16 protein-coding genes are annotated in these 18619 nt (G+C 65.6%); all 16 read left to right on the top strand.

The features are described 5' to 3' along the window. Window positions 1–56: 56 nt before the first annotated feature. The 16 genes from leuC (at window position 57) to ACSQ8Y_RS01780 (ending at window position 18599) form a co-directional block, all read left to right on the top strand. Entirely contained in the window at window positions 57–1460 is a 1404-nt protein-coding gene (gene leuC / locus ACSQ8Y_RS01705) for a 3-isopropylmalate dehydratase large subunit (protein ID WP_436269726.1), read from the top strand. A 29-nt stretch (window positions 1461–1489) separates the two neighbouring features. Beyond that, complete coding sequence (locus ACSQ8Y_RS01710) at window positions 1490–1624, top strand: entericidin A/B family lipoprotein (RefSeq protein ID WP_436264745.1); 135 nt, start codon at window positions 1490–1492, stop codon at window positions 1622–1624. A gap of 60 nt (window positions 1625–1684) precedes the next feature. Further along, window positions 1685–2332 (top strand): 3-isopropylmalate dehydratase small subunit, encoded by a 648-nt coding sequence (gene leuD, locus ACSQ8Y_RS01715; protein ID WP_436264746.1) that lies wholly within the window; start codon window positions 1685–1687, stop codon window positions 2330–2332. Between the two features lie 25 nt (window positions 2333–2357). After that, the gene (gene leuB, locus ACSQ8Y_RS01720) at window positions 2358–3431 is read left to right on the top strand and encodes a 3-isopropylmalate dehydrogenase (RefSeq protein WP_436264747.1); all 1074 of its coding nucleotides are present in this window, start codon (window positions 2358–2360) and stop codon (window positions 3429–3431) included. Window positions 3432–3526: 95 nt separating this feature from the next. Next, on the top strand, window positions 3527–4654 hold the full coding sequence (gene asd / locus ACSQ8Y_RS01725; protein WP_436264748.1) for an aspartate-semialdehyde dehydrogenase: 1128 nt from the start codon (window positions 3527–3529) through the stop codon (window positions 4652–4654). 206 nt (window positions 4655–4860) lie between these two features. Continuing rightward, the gene (locus ACSQ8Y_RS01730; RefSeq protein WP_436264749.1) at window positions 4861–7776 is read left to right on the top strand and encodes a FimV/HubP family polar landmark protein; all 2916 of its coding nucleotides are present in this window, start codon (window positions 4861–4863) and stop codon (window positions 7774–7776) included. Window positions 7777–7839: 63 nt separating this feature from the next. Beyond that, the gene (gene truA / locus ACSQ8Y_RS01735; RefSeq protein ID WP_436264750.1) at window positions 7840–8667 is read left to right on the top strand and encodes a tRNA pseudouridine(38-40) synthase TruA; all 828 of its coding nucleotides are present in this window, start codon (window positions 7840–7842) and stop codon (window positions 8665–8667) included. A 145-nt stretch (window positions 8668–8812) separates the two neighbouring features. Beyond that, window positions 8813–9508: a phosphoribosylanthranilate isomerase gene (locus ACSQ8Y_RS01740; protein WP_436264751.1), complete on the top strand. Its 696-nt coding sequence runs from the start codon at window positions 8813–8815 to the stop codon at window positions 9506–9508. After that, entirely contained in the window at window positions 9489–10724 is a 1236-nt protein-coding gene (gene trpB / locus ACSQ8Y_RS01745) for a tryptophan synthase subunit beta (RefSeq protein ID WP_436264752.1), read from the top strand. Before ACSQ8Y_RS01740 ends, trpB begins: the two co-directional genes overlap by 20 nt. A gap of 92 nt (window positions 10725–10816) precedes the next feature. Continuing rightward, complete coding sequence (gene trpA, locus ACSQ8Y_RS01750; RefSeq protein WP_436264753.1) at window positions 10817–11614, top strand: tryptophan synthase subunit alpha; 798 nt, start codon at window positions 10817–10819, stop codon at window positions 11612–11614. A 189-nt stretch (window positions 11615–11803) separates the two neighbouring features. Further along, window positions 11804–12676, top strand: coding sequence for an acetyl-CoA carboxylase, carboxyltransferase subunit beta (accD, locus tag ACSQ8Y_RS01755; protein ID WP_436264754.1), 873 nt, complete (start codon window positions 11804–11806; stop codon window positions 12674–12676). Between the two features lie 93 nt (window positions 12677–12769). Next, window positions 12770–14059, top strand: a complete 1290-nt coding sequence (folC, locus tag ACSQ8Y_RS01760; RefSeq protein ID WP_436264755.1) for a bifunctional tetrahydrofolate synthase/dihydrofolate synthase — start codon at window positions 12770–12772, stop codon at window positions 14057–14059. Between the two features lie 22 nt (window positions 14060–14081). Further along, the gene (locus tag ACSQ8Y_RS01765) at window positions 14082–15239 is read left to right on the top strand and encodes an SPOR domain-containing protein (protein WP_436264756.1); all 1158 of its coding nucleotides are present in this window, start codon (window positions 14082–14084) and stop codon (window positions 15237–15239) included. A gap of 13 nt (window positions 15240–15252) precedes the next feature. Further along, window positions 15253–15741, top strand: a complete 489-nt coding sequence (locus tag ACSQ8Y_RS01770; RefSeq protein ID WP_436264757.1) for a CvpA family protein — start codon at window positions 15253–15255, stop codon at window positions 15739–15741. A gap of 39 nt (window positions 15742–15780) precedes the next feature. Then, window positions 15781–17304 (top strand): amidophosphoribosyltransferase, encoded by a 1524-nt coding sequence (gene purF / locus ACSQ8Y_RS01775; protein ID WP_436264758.1) that lies wholly within the window; start codon window positions 15781–15783, stop codon window positions 17302–17304. Between the two features lie 50 nt (window positions 17305–17354). Further along, the gene (locus tag ACSQ8Y_RS01780; protein ID WP_436264759.1) at window positions 17355–18599 is read left to right on the top strand and encodes a cystathionine gamma-synthase family protein; all 1245 of its coding nucleotides are present in this window, start codon (window positions 17355–17357) and stop codon (window positions 18597–18599) included. The last annotated feature ends 20 nt before the right edge of the window (window positions 18600–18619 follow it).

An 18619-nucleotide genomic window follows, 5' to 3' on the forward strand; every position in this document is an offset into this window, starting at 1 on the left:
GTATTGCACAACTATGGCATAATCAAAGTCAAAATTTCATACGGGCAGTAGCAGCAATCATGAAGACGCTTTACGACAAACTCTGGGAATCCCACGTGGTGCGCACCGAGGAAGACGGTACGTCCATCCTCTACATCGACCGCCACCTGGTGCATGAAGTGACCAGCCCGCAAGCTTTCGACGGCCTGCGCGCGGCCCACCGCCAGCCTTGGCGCATTTCGGCCAACCTGGCCGTGGCCGACCACAACGTGCCCACCACCGACCGTAGCCACGGCATCGCCGACCCGACTTCGCGCCTGCAGGTCGAAACGCTGGACGCCAACACGAAATCGGTCGGCATGACCTATTTCAACATGAACGACAAGCGCCAGGGCATCGTGCACGTGATCGGGCCGGAGCAGGGCGCGACCCTGCCGGGCATGACGGTGGTCTGCGGCGACTCGCACACTTCCACCCACGGCGCCTTCGGCGCGCTGGCGCACGGCATCGGCACCTCGGAAGTGGAGCATGTGCTGGCCACCCAGACGCTGCTGCAGAAGAAATCCAAGGCCATGCTGGTGCAGGTCGACGGCGCGCTGCCGGCCGGCGTCACCTCCAAGGACATCGTGCTGGCCATCATCGGCAAGATCGGCACGGCCGGCGGCAACGGCTACGCCATCGAATTCGGCGGCTCCACCATCCGCGCGCTGTCGATGGAGGGCCGCATGACGGTCTGCAACATGGCAATCGAGGCGGGCGCGCGCGCCGGCATGGTCGGCGTGGACGACACCACCATCAACTACGTCAAGGGCCGCCCGTTCTCGCCCGCCGGCCCGCACTGGGAGCGCGCGGTGGAATACTGGCGCACGCTGCATTCGGACGCCGGCGCGAAATTCGACCTGGTGGTCATGCTCAACGCCGCCGAGATCAAGCCGCAAGTGACCTGGGGCACCTCGCCCGAGCAGGTCGTCGCCATCGACGGCCGCGTGCCGGACCCGGACCTGGAAAAAGACGCGGTCAAGCGCGACGCCATGGAAAAAGCCCTGGTGTATATGAACCTCAAGCCGAACACGGCCATCGAGGACATCCGCATCGACAAGGTCTTCATCGGCTCCTGCACCAATTCCCGCATCGAGGACTTGCGCGCCGCCGCCGCCGTGGTGCGCGGCAAGCAGCGCGCCTCCAACGTCAAGCTGGCGCTGGTGGTGCCGGGCTCCGGCCTGGTCAAGGAACAAGCCGAGCGCGAAGGCCTGGACCGCATCTTCCGCGACGCCGGCTTCGAATGGCGCGAGCCGGGCTGTTCCATGTGCCTGGCCATGAACGCCGACCGCCTGGAACCGGGCGAGCGCTGCGCCTCGACCTCCAACCGCAATTTCGAAGGCCGCCAGGGCCAGGGCGGACGCACCCACCTGGTGTCGCCCGCCATGGCGGCGGCAGCCGGCATCGCCGGCCATTTCGTCGACGTGCGCAAGGCGCACTGATTACCATTTTTTACTAAGAGAGTCCCACTATGAAATCGCTATCCGCCCTGATTACCGCCGCCATCGTCGCCAGCATCGTCCTGACCGGCTGCAACACCATTTCCGGCGTGGGCAAGGACGTCCAGAAGGTCGGCCAGGTCGTGACCAGCGCCGGCGGGAAATAACCTTATGCGCCCGGTCGCAGTGGCAACGCCCGCACCGGGCCGCACTTTGCAGAAAACATCATGGAAAAATTTACGATCTATGAAGGACTGGTGGCGCCCCTGGATCGGGCCAACGTCGACACCGACGCCATCATCCCCAAGCAATTCCTGAAGTCCATCCACCGCACCGGCTTCGGCCCCAACCTGTTCGACGAGTGGCGCTACCTGGACCACGGCGAACCGGGCATGGACAATAGCAAGCGCCCGCTGAACCCGGACTTCGTGCTCAACGAGCCGCGCTACCAGGGCGCTTCCATCCTGCTGGCGCGCAAGAACTTCGGCTGCGGCTCCTCGCGCGAACACGCGCCGTGGGCGCTGGACCAGTACGGCTTCCGGGCCATCGTCGCGCCCAGCTTCGCCGACATCTTTTTCAATAACAGCTACAAGAGCGGCTTGCTGCCCATCGTGTTGAGCGAGCAACAGATCGATCATCTGTTCAATGAAGTCAAGGCCTTCCCCGGTTACCGCCTGGTGGTCGACCTTGAGCAGCAGCGCATTTCCACCAGCAATGGCAGCATCTCCTACCCCTTCGAGATCGACGCCTTCCGCAAGTATTGCCTGATGAACGGGCTCGACGACATCGGCTTGACGCTGCGCCACGCAGACGACATCCGCGCCTTCGAGGAACGGCATCTGGCGAACCAGCCATGGCTGGCCAACGTCATCTGAATGATCTAACCTAGTCGGTCTCAACATGAAAATTGCAATCCTCCCGGGCGACGGCATCGGCCCGGAAATCGTGGCACAGGCAGTCAAGGTACTGAATGTGCTTGGCGAGAAGTTCGAACTGGAAAGCGCGCCGGTCGGCGGCGCCGGCTACGCCGCGCACGGCCACCCGCTGCCCGAAGGCACGCTGGCGCTGGCCAAGGCGGCCGACGCGGTGCTGTTCGGCGCCGTCGGCGACTACCAGTACGACAGCCTGGAGCGCGCGCTGCGCCCGGAGCAGGCCATCCTGGGCCTGCGCAAAAACCTCGGCCTGTTCGCCAACCTGCGTCCCGCCATCCTCTACCCCGAACTGGCCGGCGCCTCGACGCTGAAGCCGGAAGTGGTGTCCGGGCTGGACATCCTGATCATCCGCGAACTGACCGGCGACATCTACTTTGGCATGCCGCGCGGCGTGCGCGAGTGCCCGGACGGCCCGTTCAAGGGCCAGCGCGAAGGCTTCGACACCATGCGCTATGCGGAAGGCGAAATCCGCCGCATCGCCCACGTCGCCTTCCAGGCCGCGCAAAAGCGCGACAAGCGCCTGACCAGCGTGGACAAGGCCAATGTGCTGGAGACCTTCCAGTTCTGGAAGGACATCGTCACCGACGTCCACAAGGAATACCCGGACGTGGCGCTCGAGCACATGTACGTCGACAACGCCGCCATGCAGCTGGTGCGCGCGCCGAAGAAATTCGACGTCATCGTCACCGGCAATATGTTCGGCGACATCCTGTCGGACGCGGCGGCCATGCTGACCGGTTCGATCGGCATGCTGCCGTCGGCCTCGCTCGATGCAAACAACAAGGGCCTGTACGAGCCGTCGCATGGTTCCGCGCCGGACATCGCAGGCAAAGGCATCGCCAATCCGCTGGCGACCATTCTGTCCGCAGCCATGATGCTGCGCTTCTCGCTGAACCGCGCCGAGCAGGCCGACCGCATCGAGAACGCCGTCAAGAAGGTGCTCTCGCAAGGCCTGCGCACGTCGGACATCTACGAAGCCGGCACCACAAAGGTCGGCACGGAACAAATGGGCGATGCCGTCGTGGCAGCGCTGTCACATTAACTGTCGTCCCCGCGCAGGCGGGGATCCATGCTGAGTATGGGTTCCCGCCTGCGCGGGAACGACATGCCGGCATCTCATACGCAAGGGAATACAAAATGAAACTCGTAGGTCTGGTAGGTTGGCGCGGCATGGTGGGTTCGGTCCTGATGCAGCGCATGCAGGAAGAGGGCGATTTCGGGCACATCGAGCCGGTGTTCTTCACCACCTCGAACACCGGCGGCGCGGCCCCGGCGATGGCCAAGAATGAAACCACGCTGAAGGACGCCACCAATATCGACGAACTGAAGCGCTGCGAGATCATCATCTCCTGCCAGGGCGGCGACTACACCTCGGAGGTGTTCCCGAAACTGCGCGCGGCCGGCTGGAACGGCTACTGGATCGACGCGGCCTCCACGCTGCGCATGGAAAAAGACGCGGTCATCGTGCTCGACCCGGTCAACCTGAACGTCATCAAGGACGCGATGGCCAAGGGCGTGAAGAACTTCGTCGGCGGCAACTGCACCGTGTCGTGCATGCTGATGGGCCTGGGCGGCCTGTTCAAGCACGACCTGGTGGACTGGATGACCTCCATGACCTACCAGGCGGCATCGGGCGGCGGCGCGCAGCACATGCGCGAGCTGCTGACCCAGTTCGGCACCATCAACGCCGCCGTGCGTCCGCTGCTGGACAACCCGGCCGCCGCCATCCTGGAGATCGACCGCCAGGTGCTGGCCACCCAGCACGGCTACTCGCCGGACGAGATCAAGCAGTTCGGCGCGCCGCTGGCCGGCAACCTGATCCCGTGGATCGACAAGGACCTGGGCAACGGCCAGTCGAAGGAAGAGTGGAAAGCCGGTGCCGAGACCAACAAGATCCTGGGCCGCGGCCTGGACTTCGGCACCGCGCCTATCCCGGTCGATGGCCTGTGCGTGCGCATCGGCGCCATGCGCTGCCACTCGCAGGCGCTGACCATCAAGCTGAAGAAGGACGTGCCGCTCGATGAGGTGAACGACATCATCGCCAGCGACAACCAGTGGGTCAAGTTTGTGCCGAACACGCGCGAAGCGTCGGTGCGCGACCTGTCGCCGGCCGCCGTCACCGGCAGCCTGACGATACCGGTCGGCCGCGTGCGCAAGATGTCGATGGGCGGCGAATACCTGTCCGCCTTCACCGTCGGCGACCAGCTGCTGTGGGGCGCGGCCGAACCGCTGCGCCGCATGCTGCGCATCGTGCTCGATAAATAAAACCTGGATGCCCGCTTTCGCGGGAATGCCAGTTCAAAAGGCCGATCTCATAGGGGGATCGGCCTTTTTTCTTGGCATCAAACTATGAATTCAGCAAGGAGGTGACAGAAGCAGCCGCAAAGCTTGCATGGTCCTGTGCATGGTGATATGTTGGTATATCTCGGAAAGCAACTTTTCCCCCATATCTCAGAGACGGCCTCGACACTATGCATGTAAATCGCCCCAACACCGTTACGTTCGCGTTGAAAACGCTCGCCAGCGCCGTCGCCTGTGCCGTGCTGCTTGCTCCCACCGCCAACGCCGCCGGTCTTGGCAAGCTGACCGTGCTGTCGTCGCTGGGACAGCCGCTGCGCGCCGAGATCGAGCTGACCGCCGTCACTGCCGACGAGGCCGCCAACCTGGCCGCCAAGCTGGCCCCGGCGGACGCCTTCCGCCTCGCCAACATCGATTTCAACCCGGCCCTGCTGTCGCTGCGCTTCGAGGTGGACCAGCGCAACGGGCGCCAGTTCATCCGCGTCAGTTCCTCGCAGCCGGTCAATGAGCCCTTCGTCGACATGCTGCTCGAACTGAGCTGGACCGGCGGGCGCCTGGTGCGCGAATACACCTTCCTGCTCGACCCGGCCGAGCTGCGCAGCACGCAGGCGGCCCAGGTCGCCGCACCGGTGGACGTGCCGGGCCGCGCCGCCGCCGCAGCGGCCGCGCAGCAAGGCACCCAGCAGAGCACCCCTTCCGCGCCGCGTGCCGCCCCCGCAGCCGCTCCCGCTCCCGCTCCCGCTCCCGCAAGCCGCGCCACCCCGGCCCCGCGCGCCCCGGCCGGCGACAGCGCCAAGGAATACCGCGTCAAGCCGGGCGACACGCTGGGCCGCATCGCCTCGCAGCTGAAGCCGGTCGACATCTCGCTCGACATGATGCTGGTGGCGCTGTACCGCGCCAATCCGGAAGCATTCATCAACAACAATATGAACCGCCTGAAGTCCGGCCAGATCCTGTCGGTGCCGGACTCGGACGCCATCAAGGGCGGCGCCAACGAGGGCGAGGCGCACGGCGTGGTGATCGCCCACGCGGCCGACTTCAACGCCTACCGCAGCAAGCTGGCGGGCCAGGTGTCGGCCAGCGCGCCGGCCAAGGCGCCGGAAAGCAGCCAGAGCGCAGCGGGCAAGATCACGGCCAAGGTGGAGGAGCGCCCGACCGCCGTCACGGAAGCGAAAGACCAGTTGAAGCTGTCGAAAGCCACAGGCGCGCCGGCCCCCGGCAAGACCGCCCAGGCCGAGGAAGACAAGATCGCCCGCGAGAAGCAGGTGGCCGAAGCCAACGCGCGCGTGAAGGAACTGGAAAAAAACGTCTCCGACCTGGAAAAGCTGATGGCGGTGAAGAGCAAGGCCATGGCCGAGAAGCAGAAGGCCGCCGGCGCGCCTGCCGCCTCAGCGCCAGCCATGGCGGCCGCCGCGCCTGCCGCCGCACCTGAGGTGGCCGCGCCCGCGCCTAAGCCGGCGATCAAAATGGCCCAGCCGCCGGTGGCCGAGCCTGGCTTGATGGATACGCTGATGGACAACATCCAGGCCGTCGGCATCGCGCTGGCGGCGCTGCTCGGTGGCGGCATGTATCTGCTGGCGCGCCGCCGCAAGCAGGAGCAGGCGGTGGCGGCCAAGCCGGAAATCAGCGTGCTGGGCGATCCCGGCGCGCAAGCCCAGCCGCTGATCGCCGAGACCGGCGGCCAGAGCGTGGACACCAACAACAGCGTGTTCAATTCCAATTTTGCCCCGTCGGCCAGCCAGCTCGACACCAATGAAGTCGACCCGGTGGCCGAGGCGGACGTGTACATCGCCTACGGCCGCGACGCCCAGGCCGAGGAAATCCTGAAGGAAGCGCTGCGTACCCATCCGGAACGCCACGCGGTGCGCCTGAAACTGATGGAAATCTTCGCCAACCGCAAGGATGCGCGCTCGTTCGAGGCCCAGGCCAGCGAACTGTATGCGCTGAGCAAAGGCGAGGGCGAGGAGTGGGCCCAGGCTGCGCTGCTGGGCCTGGCCATCGACCCGCTCAATCCGCTGTACGCCGGCGCGGCGGGCAGTACTCCGGCCTCCGCAGCGGACTTTGGCGCAGATCTTGGCGCGGCCGCCGATGGCGGACGCGAGCCCTTGCCGGAAGACTTTGCCAGCATGTTCGCCGAGGCGACCGCTGCGCCCGCCGCCGCGGCGCCCTCGGCGGCCGATTTCAGCGGCCTGGACCTGGACCTGAGCTCGGACGCCGCGCTGGCAGCCGCGCCGGCCGCTGCGCCCGACGCCGACCAAGCCCATATCATGGAGTTCGACCTGGACCGCGACGCCACCGCGCTGCCGGACTTCGACGCGCCGGCGGCAGTGCCCGCCGCGCCGACGCCGGCCTCGATGGCGGCCGCGGCGGACGCCGACCACTTCCTGGACTTCGACCTGGGCGGCCTGAGTTTCGAGCCGGTGGCCGCGCCGACAGCCGCCGCCATCGAGATGCCGGCACCGGCGGACGAGCCGGCCATCGTGGCCGAAGCGCTGGCGCCGCAAGCCGAGGCCAATCCGTTCGACCTGGACTTCGACCTGGAGCCGCCGCCGGTTAAGGCCGCGTCCGCGCCTGCGGCTGAAGCCGCAGCCCCCGGCGCCGACGATTTCAGCATGGACTTCGGCCTCGACCTGCCCGCCTTGACCGCAGCGCCCGGCGCCGCGCCATCGGCGCAGCCTGACCCGCTGGCCGAGCTGGACATGATGGACTTCAAGCTGCCCGACGCCCCGGCCGCAGCACCGGCTGCGCCGGCCTCGGCCGAGCTGACGATGGACGACTTCGCCATTCCGGACCTGGCCGGCGCCGACGGCGCCGCTGCGGCGCCGTCCCAGACGCCGGCCCCGGCCGAGTTCGACCTGTCCGGCATCGACCTGGACCTGATCGGCAGCGGCGCGCCGGCCAAGGCGCCGGCCGCCGACGAGGAAATGTCGGCCATGCACATGGAAATGGACACCAAGCTGGACCTGGCCATCGCCTACCAGGAAATCGGCGACAAGGAAGGCGCGCGCGAACTGCTGGATGAAGTGATACGCGGCGGCAGCGACGACCAGGTTTCGCGCGCCAGTTCCATGCGTGCCTTGCTCAGCTAAGCCGTATGGCTGCCTCGGCGCACGGGTATAATGCGCCGAGGCACACAACATACAGAGCAGCAATTGAAACGCATCGCATTAGGAGTCCAGTACGACGGCACGGCCTGGCAAGGCTACCAGACCCAACCCTGCGGCAACACCGTGCAGGACCAGCTGGAAAAGGCGATGCGACGCTTCGCCACCGTGCCGCTGGCCACCACGTGCGCGGGCCGCACCGACGCCGGCGTGCATGCGCTGGGCCAGGTGGTCCACTTCGATACCGAGCTGAACCGTGAAATGCACGCCTGGGTGCGCGGCATCAACGCCTTCCTGCCCGACTCGATCGGCGTGCGCTGGGCCAAGGAAGTGCAGGAGGTCGGCCCGGCTTTCCACGAACGCCCGCTGCACACCCCGCAGGACTTCCACGCCCGCTTCAGCGCGCGCTCGCGCACCTATCACTACCTGCTGCACAACCACGCCGTGCGCTCGCCGCTGCTGGCCGGCCGCGCCGGTTTCACGCACCGCCCGATGGACGTCGAGCGCATGCGCGCCGCCGTGCCCGCGCTGATCGGCGAGCACGACTTCAGCACTTTCCGCGCCGCCCACTGCCAGGCCAAAACGCCGGTCAAGCGGATGCACGAGATCCGCATCGAACGGCATGGCGACCTGATCGTGTTCACCCTGCGCGCCAGCGCCTTCCTGCACCACATGGTGCGCAACCTGGTCGGCTCGCTGGTGTACATTGGTGCAGGGCGCGAGGAGCCCGAGTGGCTGGGCCAGTTGCTGGCCGCCAAAGACCGTTCCCGGGCCGCGCCCACCTTCATGCCGGACGGCCTCTACCTGGCCGACATCGAATACGACGAACGGTGGGGCCTGCCGCAGGAGAGCGCACGGCCGCTACCCTGGTTTTAATGGCGTGTTACGCTGCGCTCGGCGCGCCCCGCTCGGCGCGCCCCGCTAAGCCGCCCTGCGCACTTGACGCGCCTTGCACCGCAGGGCGGGTTGGTGCGCAGCACGTAAGCCGCCAAGTGCGCCGCCCATGACCTGAGGACTGACCATGCACCGCACCCGCATCAAGATTTGTGGCTTGACCCGTGAAGAAGACCTGGCCGCCGTGGTGGCCGCCGGCGCCGACGCCGCCGGGTTCGTGTTCTACGACAAGAGCCCGCGCTACGTCACGCCGCAGCGCGCCGCCGGACTGATCGCCGGCCTGCCGCCCTTCGTCACGGCCACCGGCCTGTTCGTCAACGCCACGCCGGAACAGGTGGCCGAGACGGTGCGCATGGCCCCGGTCGGCCTGCTGCAGTTCCACGGCGACGAGACCGCCGAGCAGTGCGCGGCGGCGGCCGCACTGGCAAATCGGCCCTATTTGCGGGTATTCCGCGTCAAACCCGACACGCGGCCGGACGATTTGCTAGAATACGAAACACAATGCCGTGCATCCAGCAGGCTGTTTTCGGGCCTCTTGCTCGATACCTGGGTGGATGCCTACGGCGGCGCAGGAAAGGTTTTCGATTGGTCACTCGTTCCAAAAGATCTCGCGCATCGGGCCGTTTTGAGTGGTGGCTTGAGCGTACTCAACGCGACTGGCGCGGTGGCACAGCTACGCCCCTACGCGGTTGACATCAGCAGTGGTGTCGAAGCGTCCAAGGGCATAAAAGACGCCCACAAGATCGCCGCCTTCGTGCGCGCGGTCCGTGATGCCGACGCCATCATTGAGAGAGATCCGCCCCATGAAAGACCAAGTACCTAACGCGCTGTTCCACGCCACGGATTACCACCTGCCGGACGCCCGCGGCCATTTCGGCCCCTACGGCGGCGCCTTCGCCGCCGAAACGCTGACCTTTGCGCTGGCCGAGCTGAACGCCGCCTACGAGCATTACAGCAAAGACCCCATCTTCCTCGACGAGTTCCGCTACGAGCTGAAGCACTTCGTCGGCCGTCCCTCGCCGATCTACCATGCCAAGCGCTGGTCCGAGATGGCCGGCGGCGCGCAGATCTACTTCAAGCGCGAAGACCTGAACCACACCGGCGCGCACAAGATCAACAACGTGATCGGCCAGGCCTTGCTGGCCAAGCGCATGGGCAAGCCGCGCATCATCGCCGAAACCGGCGCCGGCCAGCACGGCGTGGCCACCGCCACCATCTGCGCCCGTTTCGGGCTGGAGTGCGTGGTCTACATGGGCAGCGAGGACGTCAAGCGCCAGGCGCAGAACGTCTACCGCATGAAGCTGCTGGGCGCGACCGTGGTGCCGGTGGAGTCCGGCTCCAAGACCCTGAAGGACGCCTTGAACGAGGCCATGCGCGACTGGGTCACCAATATCGAAAACACCTTCTACATCATCGGCACCGTGGCCGGCCCGCACCCGTATCCGATGCTGGTGCGCGACTTCCAGTCCGTGATCGGCGAGGAATGCCTGGTGCAGATGCCGGAAATGACGGGCCGCCAGCCGGACTACGTGGTCGCCTGCATAGGCGGCGGCTCCAACGCCATGGGCATTTTCTATCCCTATATCGACCAGAAGCAGGTGCAGCTGGTCGGCGTGGAAGCGGCGGGCGAGGGCCTGGACAGCGGCAAGCACGCGGCATCGCTGACCAAGGGCTATCCGGGCGTATTGCACGGCAACCGCACCTATCTGCTGCAGGACGACAACGGCCAGATCATCGAGACGCACTCGGTCTCGGCCGGCCTGGACTATCCGGGCGTGGGGCCGGAACACGCGTACCTGAAGGACATCGGCCGCGCTGAATACGTGTCTATCACGGACGAGGAGGCGCTGCAGGCCTTCCACGACTGTTGCCATATCGAGGGCATCATCCCGGCGCTGGAATCGTCGCACGCGCTGGCCTACGCGGCCAAGCTGGCGGCCACCCTGCCGAAGGACAAGATCGTGCTGGCCAACCTGTCCGGCCGCGGCGACAAGGACATGCACACGGTGGCGGAGCGCATGGGGCTGCATTTCGGCTAGCCGCAGTCCGCTCTGCCGGTGTCATTCCCGCAGGGGCGCCGAGCCCTGCGCGGGAATGACAGAATATATATTCCTCTATAGAGATAACTATTATGTCCCGTATCGCCCCAACTTTCGCCGCCCTGAAAGAACAGAAAAAAACCGCCCTGGTCACCTTCATCACCGCAGGCGACCCCGGCCCCGAACTCACCGTGCCGCTGATGCACGCCCTGGTGGCGGGCGGCGCCGACATCCTGGAACTCGGGGTGCCGTTCTCCGACCCGATGGCCGAAGGCCCGGTCATCCAGCGCGCCTGCGAGCGCGCGCTGGCCTTCGGCATCGGCATCCGCGACGTGTTCAACTACGTGCGCGAATTCCGCAAGACCAACCAGAGCACGCCCGTGGTGCTGATGGGCTACGCCAACCCGATCGAACGCATCGGCCAGCAGAACTTCATCGCCTCGGCGCTGGAAGCGGGCGCGGACGGCGCCATCGTGGTCGACTATCCGCCCGAGGAATGCGAAGAGTTCGGCGTGCAGATGCGCGCGGCCGGCCTGGACCTGATCTTCCTGCTGGCGCCGACCTCGACCGAGCAACGCATCGCCCAGGTGGCCAAGGTGGGCGGCGGCTTCAGCTATTACGTCTCGCTCAAGGGCGTGACCGGCGCCGGCAATATCGACACCGTGGAAGTGGCCGAGCGCCTGACGGCCATCCGCAAGCACGTGCAGTTGCCGATCGGCGTGGGCTTCGGCATCCGCGACGGCGCCACCGCCAAGGCGGTGGCCGAGGTGGCGGACGCGGTTGTCATCGGCAGCCGCATCATCCAGGAAATCGAGAACGCACCCAAGGAGGGCGCGGTGGCCGCCGTGCAGGCTTTCGTGCGGGGCATACGCACGGCTTTGGATAGCTGAGCGGAGAGCTAAGTCCTTGAAATTTAACGGCCGTGCTAAATATTGCAAAATGGCAACGTTCGACACGCGCTTCTAAAACGGCTACACTTCCGCCCACTAAGTCAGTGCATGATATCAAGCAGGCAATCCAGGCAGCACGCTGCCGCCTGCATCACTGGCGCCCGGGAAAGGGTGCCGATAGGAGAAATTATGAGTTGGTTGGAAAAACTGCTGCCACCGCGCATCCAGCGTTCCGATGCTGCAGCACGCAAGACGATGCCTGAAGGCCTGTGGGTGAAATGCCCATCGTGCGAGGCCGTCTTGTACCGTACCGATCTGGAATCGAACCTGCACGTTTGCCCCAAGTGCGACCACCACATGCGCATCCGCGCGCGCGAGCGCCTGGACGGCTTGCTGGACGCGGGCGGCCGTTACGAAATCGGCCAGGAGACCCTGCCGGTCGACACGCTGAAGTTCAAGGACAGCAAGAAATACCCTGACCGCCTGAAGCAGGCGATGGAAGCCACCGGCGAGACCGATGCGCTGGTCGTGCTGGGCGGCGCCATCATGAGCTTGCCGGTGGTCGTGGCCTGCTTCGAGTTCGAGTTCATGGGCGGTTCCATGGGTTCCGTGGTCGGCGAGCGCTTTGCGCGCGGCGCCCAGGTGGCGTTGGAGCAGAAGGTGCCGTTCATCTGCATCACCGCCACCGGCGGCGCGCGCATGCAGGAAGGCCTGCTGTCGCTGATGCAGATGGCGAAGACCACCTCCATGCTGACCAAGCTGTCCGAGAAAAAACTGCCCTTCATCTCCGTGCTGACCGACCCGACCATGGGCGGCGTGTCCGCCTCGTTCGCCTTCATGGGCGACGTCGTGATCGCCGAGCCGAAAGCGCTGATCGGCTTTGCCGGCCCGCGCGTGATCGAGAACACCGTGCGCGAGAAGCTGCCCGAGGGCTTCCAGCGCGCCGAGTTCCTGGTGACCAAGGGCGCCGTCGACATGATCGTCGACCGCCGCAAGATGCGCGAAGAAATCGCCCGCCTGCTGGCGCTGCTGCAAAGCCAGGCTGTCGAAGTGCTGGCATAAGCAAGTTTAAAAACACCCCCGGGGTCAGGTCCGACATTCGGACACGCATGTCCGCATGTCGGACCTGACCCCGCCCCCGGAAGTTCTCCCCCGATGTCTACTCTCCCTACCACTTTGCCAGCCTGGCTCGCGCTGATCGAATCGCGCCACGCCATCACCGAAATCAACATGGGCCTGGACCGCGTGCGCGCCGTCAAGGAGCGCATGGCGCTGGCGTTCAGCTGTCCGGTCGTGATGGTGGCCGGCACCAACGGCAAGGGCTCGACCTGCGCCATGCTGGAATCCATCCTGCTGCGCGCAGGCTACAAGGTGGGCCTGTACATCAAGCCGCACTTCCTGGACTTCAACGAGCGCGCACGCGTCAACGGCGACCTCGCCACCGACGAGGCGCTGGTGGCCAGCTTCAACGTGGTCGAAGCCGCGCGCGGCGACACCATGCTGACCTATTTCGAGTTCACGACCTTGGCCATCATGCACTTGATGGCCAACGCCGGCCTCGACGTGGCCATCCTGGAAGTGGGCCTGGGCGGCCGCCTGGACGCGGTCAACGTGATCGACGCCGACGTCGCCATCGTCACCAGCGTGGACATCGACCACACCGATTACCTGGGCAGCAGCCGCGAACAGATCGGCTACGAGAAGGCCGGCATCTTCCGCGCCGGCAAACCGGCCATCTGCAGCGATCCGGTGCCGCCGCAATCGCTGATCGACCACGCGACCGCCATCGGCGCGGATCTGTGGCTGATGGGCCGCGACTTCAATTATTCCGGCGACAAGCAGCAGTGGAACTACGGCGGCCGCAGCCAGCGCCGCAATTCGCTGGCCTACCCGAGCCTGCGCGGCGCCAACCAGCTGCTGAACGCCTCGGCCGTGCTGGCCGCGCTGGAGGCGCTCAAGCTGGAATTGCCGGTCGGCGCGCAGGAAGTGCGCACCGGCCTGGTGACGGTGGAGCTGCCAGGCCGCTTCCAGGTCCTGCCGGGCCGCCCGACCGTGATCCTGGACGTGGCGCACAACCCGCACGCGGCCTCCGCGCTGAACCAGAACCTGGGCAATATGGGCTACCACCCGTACACCTTCGCCGTGTTCGGCTCCATGCACGACAAGGATATCGACGGCGTCATCAAGGCCATGTCCGAGCACGTGGACCACTGGTGCCTGACCACGCTGCCATCGCCGCGCGCCGCTTCGGGCTCGGAACTGGCCGCCAAGGTGCAGCTGATCCAGGAAGACAAGCCGGAACGCACCGTCAATATATTCGACGATCCGGCACAAGCTTTTGCAAATGCGGTGAGTCGTGCCAGCGAGAATGATAGAATTGTGGTCTTCGGATCTTTCCTGACCGTTGCCGGCGTCATGGCAGCGCGAAAATCCGCACTTCACTGACATCACCAACTGAATATCACGCATGGGCTTGTTCTCGAAACTCAGTAAAAACAAGCAGGAAGCCGCTGGCCAGGACAGCGGCTATTACAGCAGCGCAGCCGACTCCGCCGCGCTGGAACGGGCCCAATCCAAGCGTGCCAGCGCCGCCGACCGCAATACGGACGGGGGCGCCCGCCGCAGCCGCGCCAAAGATCCCGCGGCCGATCCGGTCTTGCCTGAAAAGAAACGCGCGCGCCGCCGCCTGGTGGGCGCCATCGCGCTGGCGCTGGCGGTCGCCGTCGGCCTGCCCATGCTGCTGGACTCCGAGCCCAAGCCGCTCGCCACCGATATCGCGATCCAGATCCCGTCGAAAGACAAGCCGGCCGACGCCGCGCCGGCCGCCGCGCGGCCTTCCCGCGTCGAGGCCGCCGATGCGCTCGACACGAGCGAAGAAATCGTCAAGGAAGTGCCTGCCGATCGTCCGGCCGCCGCCAAACCGGCCGCCGCCGCGGTGGCGAATACGCCGGCCCCGGCCGCGATGCCGTCCGCCGTTGCGACCCCGGCCCGTGTGGCCGCGCCGCTCGCCCCCACGGCATCGGCCGACAAGCCGGCCGGTGCGGTGCCCGCCAAGCCTGTCGTTACGGCCGCGCCCGCGGTCGCCGAACTGAAGCTGCATCCCGAGCCGAAGCCGGCCAAGGACAGCGTCAAGGAAAGCCTGAAAGAAAGCAGCCGCGCCGCCGAGGCGAAGCTGGAGGCCGACGCCAAAGCCAAGGCCGATGCCAAGGCCAAAGCCAAGGCGGAGGAAGTCAAACACGCCAAGGCGGAAGCCGACGCCAAGGCGGAAGCGCGGACCAAGGCCGAACAGGACGCCAAACGCGCCGCCGAAGTGAAGCACGCCAAAGCGGAAGCCGACGCCAAGCCGAAGGGCGAGGACGCGCGCGCCATGGCCATCCTGGAAGACAAGCCGTCCGACACGCGCTACATGGTGCAGGTGGCCGCTGTCACGACGCAGGAAAAAGTGGACGAGCTGCAAGGCAAATTGAAGGACGCCGGCATCAAGTCCTTCACGCAGAAGGTGACGACGGCCGGCGGCGCATTGACCCGCATCCGCGTCGGCCCGTTCCCGAACAAAGAAGAAGCCGAAAAAGTGCGCGCCAAGCTGAACAAGATCGGCCTGAGCAGCAGCCTGGCTACTTCCTGACCCTAGCCCCGACGTGACGCTATTCGATTACCTGGTGATATTCGTGCTGATCGCCTCCGTCGTCATCAGCACCATGCGCGGCCTGGTCAAGGAAATGATTTCATTGGCGAGCTGGATCGTGGCCTTCGTGGTGGCCAACGCCTACGGCGCGCAGCTGGCTGCGATGTTGCCGGCGATGGTGCCGGGCGAGGTGGTGCGCCTGATCCTGGCCTTCATCGTGCTGTTCATCGGTGTGCGCATCCTGATGGGACTGCTGGGCATGGCGGTCGATGCGCTGATCAAGGCGGGCGGCCTGAGTCTGGCGGACCGGGGCCTGGGTGGCTTGTTTGGTCTCGGAAGGGGCCTTGTAATCGTGCTGGCCGCAGTCATATTGTGCGGGATGACCACAATACCGCAGCAGGATTTCTGGAAGAACGCGTTATTGAGTCCGCTCGCGGAGACCGGGGCGCGTACCGTGAAACCTTTCCTGCCCGCTGCCTTCGCGCAGCATGTGCAATTTTAGAATTCCTTAAATCCGTAGTACCAGTCCAGGAGCACTACCATGTGTGGCATCGTCGGCGTCGTATCCCATCAACCCGTCAACCAGATTCTGTACGACGCATTGCTGCTGCTGCAGCACCGCGGCCAGGATGCGGCGGGCATCGCGACCAATCACAGCAGCATGTTTTCCATGCACAAGGCCAACGGCCTGGTGCGTGACGTCTTCCGCACCCGCAATATGCGTTCGCTGCAAGGCAATTCCGGTATCGGCCACTGCCGCTATCCGACCGCCGGCTCGTCCAGCGAAGAGGAAGCGCAGCCGTTCTACGTCAACGCACCGTTCGGCATCACGCTGGCGCACAACGGCAACCTGACCAACTGGGAACAGCTGAAGCAGGACATGTTCAAGAACGACCGCCGCCACATCAACACGGACTCCGATTCGGAAGTGCTGCTGAACGTGCTGGCCCATGAAATCCAGAACGCGACCACCGGCCTGAACCTGGACCCGGACGCGATCTTCAAGGCCGTGACCGTGCTGCACCGCCGCGTCAAAGGCGGTTACGCCGCCGTGGCGCAGATCGCCGGCGTCGGCCTGCTGGCCTTCCGCGACCCGAACGGCATCCGTCCGCTGTGCCTGGGCATCAATGAAACCGAGCAGGGCACCGAGTACCTGATCGCCTCCGAGTCCGTGGCGCTGGACGGCATGGGCTTCCGCTTCGTGCGCGACGTCGAGCCGGGCGAAGCGATCTTCATCGACGCCGACAAGAAGCTGCACTCGCGCCAGTGCGCCGACAATCCGCAGCTCAATCCCTGCGTGTTCGAATTCGTCTACCTGGCCCGTCCGGACTCCGTGATCGACGGCGCCTCGGTCTACGCCACCCGTTTGAAAATGGGCGAGTACCTGGCCGACAAGATCAAGCGCGAAATCCCGGACGGCGAGATCGACGTGGTCATGCCGATTCCCGATTCCTCGCGTCCGGCAGCGATCCAGCTGGCGCTGCGCCTGGGCGTGGAATACCGCGAAGGCTTCATCAAGAACCGCTACATCGGCCGCACCTTCATCATGCCGGGCCAGGCCGCGCGCAAGAAGTCCGTGCGCCAGAAACTGAACGCCATCGGCGCCGAATTCAAGGGTAAGAACGTGCTGCTGGTGGATGACTCCATCGTGCGCGGGACCACCTCGCGCGAGATCGTGCAGATGGCGCGCGACTCCGGCGCCAAGAAGGTGATCTTCGCCTCGGCCGCGCCGCCGGTGATCTACCCGAACGTGTACGGCATCGACATGCCGACGCGCGACGAGCTGATCGCCTACGGCCGCACCACCGAGGAAGTGTGCAAGGAAATCACCGCCGACTACCTGGTCTACCAGGACATCGACGCGCTGAAAAAATCCATCACCGACGTCAACCCGGCGCTGACCAAGTTCGAGGCTTCCTGCTTCGACGGCATCTACATCACCGGCGACGTGTCGCCGGAGTACCTGGACAAGCTGGAATACAACCGCCACAACCCGAAGCCGGCAGCGGTCGAGGACACCGGACGGACCCAGTTGAACCTGAACGCAGCGGCGGCTGAAGGCTAATGCCGCAGCCCGGTGCCTTTGGGTACCGGGCTTTTTTTTGATTAAAGATCATGACGGAAAAGAAAAATTACGGTTTCACCACCACCATCCTGCACAACGACCGCCAGAAGGGTATCGAGCACGGTTCGCTGCACAAGCCCGTGCACACCTCGGTGGCTTTCGGCTACGCCGACGCGCGCCAGCTGGCATCGGTATTCCAGGGCAAGGAGCCGGGCTTCCGCTACGGCCGCCAGGGCAATCCGACCGTCTCGGCGCTGGAGGACAAGGTAAACAAGATGGAGCAGGGCGTGGCCACGCTGTGCTTCGCCACCGGCATGGGCGCCATCGGCGCCGTGTTCCAGGCGCTGCTGCGCGCGGGCGACCACGTCGTGTCGTCGTCCTTCCTGTTCGGTAACACCAATTCGCTGTGGCAGACCGTGGCGGGGCAGGGCGTGGCGGTCGATTTCGTCGACGCCACCGAGGTCGCCAACGTGGCGGCGGCCATCAAGCCGAACACGCGCATCGTCTTCGTCGAGACCATCGCCAACCCGCGCACGCAAGTGGCGGACCTGAAGCGCATCGGCGAACTGTGCCAGGAGCGCGGCATCCTCTACATCGTCGACAACACGATGACCACGCCATATCTGTTCCAGCCCAAAGCAGTGGGCGCGGGCCTGGTGGTGAACGCGCTGACCAAGTCCATCGGCGGCCACGGCAACGCGCTGGGCGGCAGCCTGACCGACACCGGCGCCTACGACTGGACGCGCTTCGCCAACATCTTCGAGAACTACAAGAAGGCGGCGCCGGCGCAGTGGGGCATCACGCAGATCCGCGCCAAGGGCTTGCGCGACTTCGGCGCTTCGCTGGGGCCGGAGGCTGCGCACCACATCGCGGTCGGCGCCGAGACGCTGGCGCTGCGCATGGAGCGCACCTGCGCCAACGCGATGGCGCTGGCCGAGTTGCTGGAGTCGGACGAGCGCGTGGCTGCGGTTTATTACCCGGGCCTGAAGTCGCACCCGCAGCACGGCATTTCCTCGGAACTGTTCCGCAGCCACGGTTCCTTGCTGAGCTTCGAGCTGAAGGACGGCATCGACTGCTTCGACTTCCTGAACCGCTTGAAGCTGGCGATCCCTGCGTCCAACCTGGGCGATACGCGCACGCTGATCATCCCGGTGGCGCACACCATCTTCTTCGAGATGGGCGCGGAACGCCGTGCGTCGATGGGGATAGCGGAATCGCTGATACGGGTGTCGGTCGGCATCGAGGACACCGACGACCTGCTGGAAGATTTCAGCTGCGCGCTGGAAGGCTGCTGATATTGGCGGGTTACGCTTCG

Source organism: Pseudoduganella sp. LjRoot289 (genome assembly GCF_964252925.1).
Classification (GTDB): domain Bacteria; phylum Pseudomonadota; class Gammaproteobacteria; order Burkholderiales; family Burkholderiaceae_D; genus Rugamonas.

Excerpts from the sequence above, each read along its gene's own strand:
- ACSQ8Y_RS01710 (WP_436264745.1), top strand. The coding sequence starts at position 1,490 with ATGAAATCGCTATCCGCCCTGATTACCGCCGCCATCGTCGCCAGCATC.
- leuD (WP_436264746.1), top strand. The coding sequence starts at position 1,685 with ATGGAAAAATTTACGATCTATGAAGGACTGGTGGCGCCCCTGGATCGG.
- leuB (WP_436264747.1), top strand. The coding sequence starts at position 2,358 with ATGAAAATTGCAATCCTCCCGGGCGACGGCATCGGCCCGGAAATCGTG.
- asd (WP_436264748.1), top strand. The coding sequence starts at position 3,527 with ATGAAACTCGTAGGTCTGGTAGGTTGGCGCGGCATGGTGGGTTCGGTC.
- ACSQ8Y_RS01730 (WP_436264749.1), top strand. The coding sequence starts at position 4,861 with ATGCATGTAAATCGCCCCAACACCGTTACGTTCGCGTTGAAAACGCTC.
- ACSQ8Y_RS01740 (WP_436264751.1), top strand. The coding sequence starts at position 8,813 with ATGCACCGCACCCGCATCAAGATTTGTGGCTTGACCCGTGAAGAAGAC.
- trpB (WP_436264752.1), top strand. The coding sequence starts at position 9,489 with ATGAAAGACCAAGTACCTAACGCGCTGTTCCACGCCACGGATTACCAC.
- trpA (WP_436264753.1), top strand. The coding sequence starts at position 10,817 with ATGTCCCGTATCGCCCCAACTTTCGCCGCCCTGAAAGAACAGAAAAAA.
- accD (WP_436264754.1), top strand. The coding sequence starts at position 11,804 with ATGAGTTGGTTGGAAAAACTGCTGCCACCGCGCATCCAGCGTTCCGAT.
- folC (WP_436264755.1), top strand. The coding sequence starts at position 12,770 with ATGTCTACTCTCCCTACCACTTTGCCAGCCTGGCTCGCGCTGATCGAA.
- ACSQ8Y_RS01765 (WP_436264756.1), top strand. The coding sequence starts at position 14,082 with ATGGGCTTGTTCTCGAAACTCAGTAAAAACAAGCAGGAAGCCGCTGGC.
- purF (WP_436264758.1), top strand. The coding sequence starts at position 15,781 with ATGTGTGGCATCGTCGGCGTCGTATCCCATCAACCCGTCAACCAGATT.
- ACSQ8Y_RS01780 (WP_436264759.1), top strand. The coding sequence starts at position 17,355 with ATGACGGAAAAGAAAAATTACGGTTTCACCACCACCATCCTGCACAAC.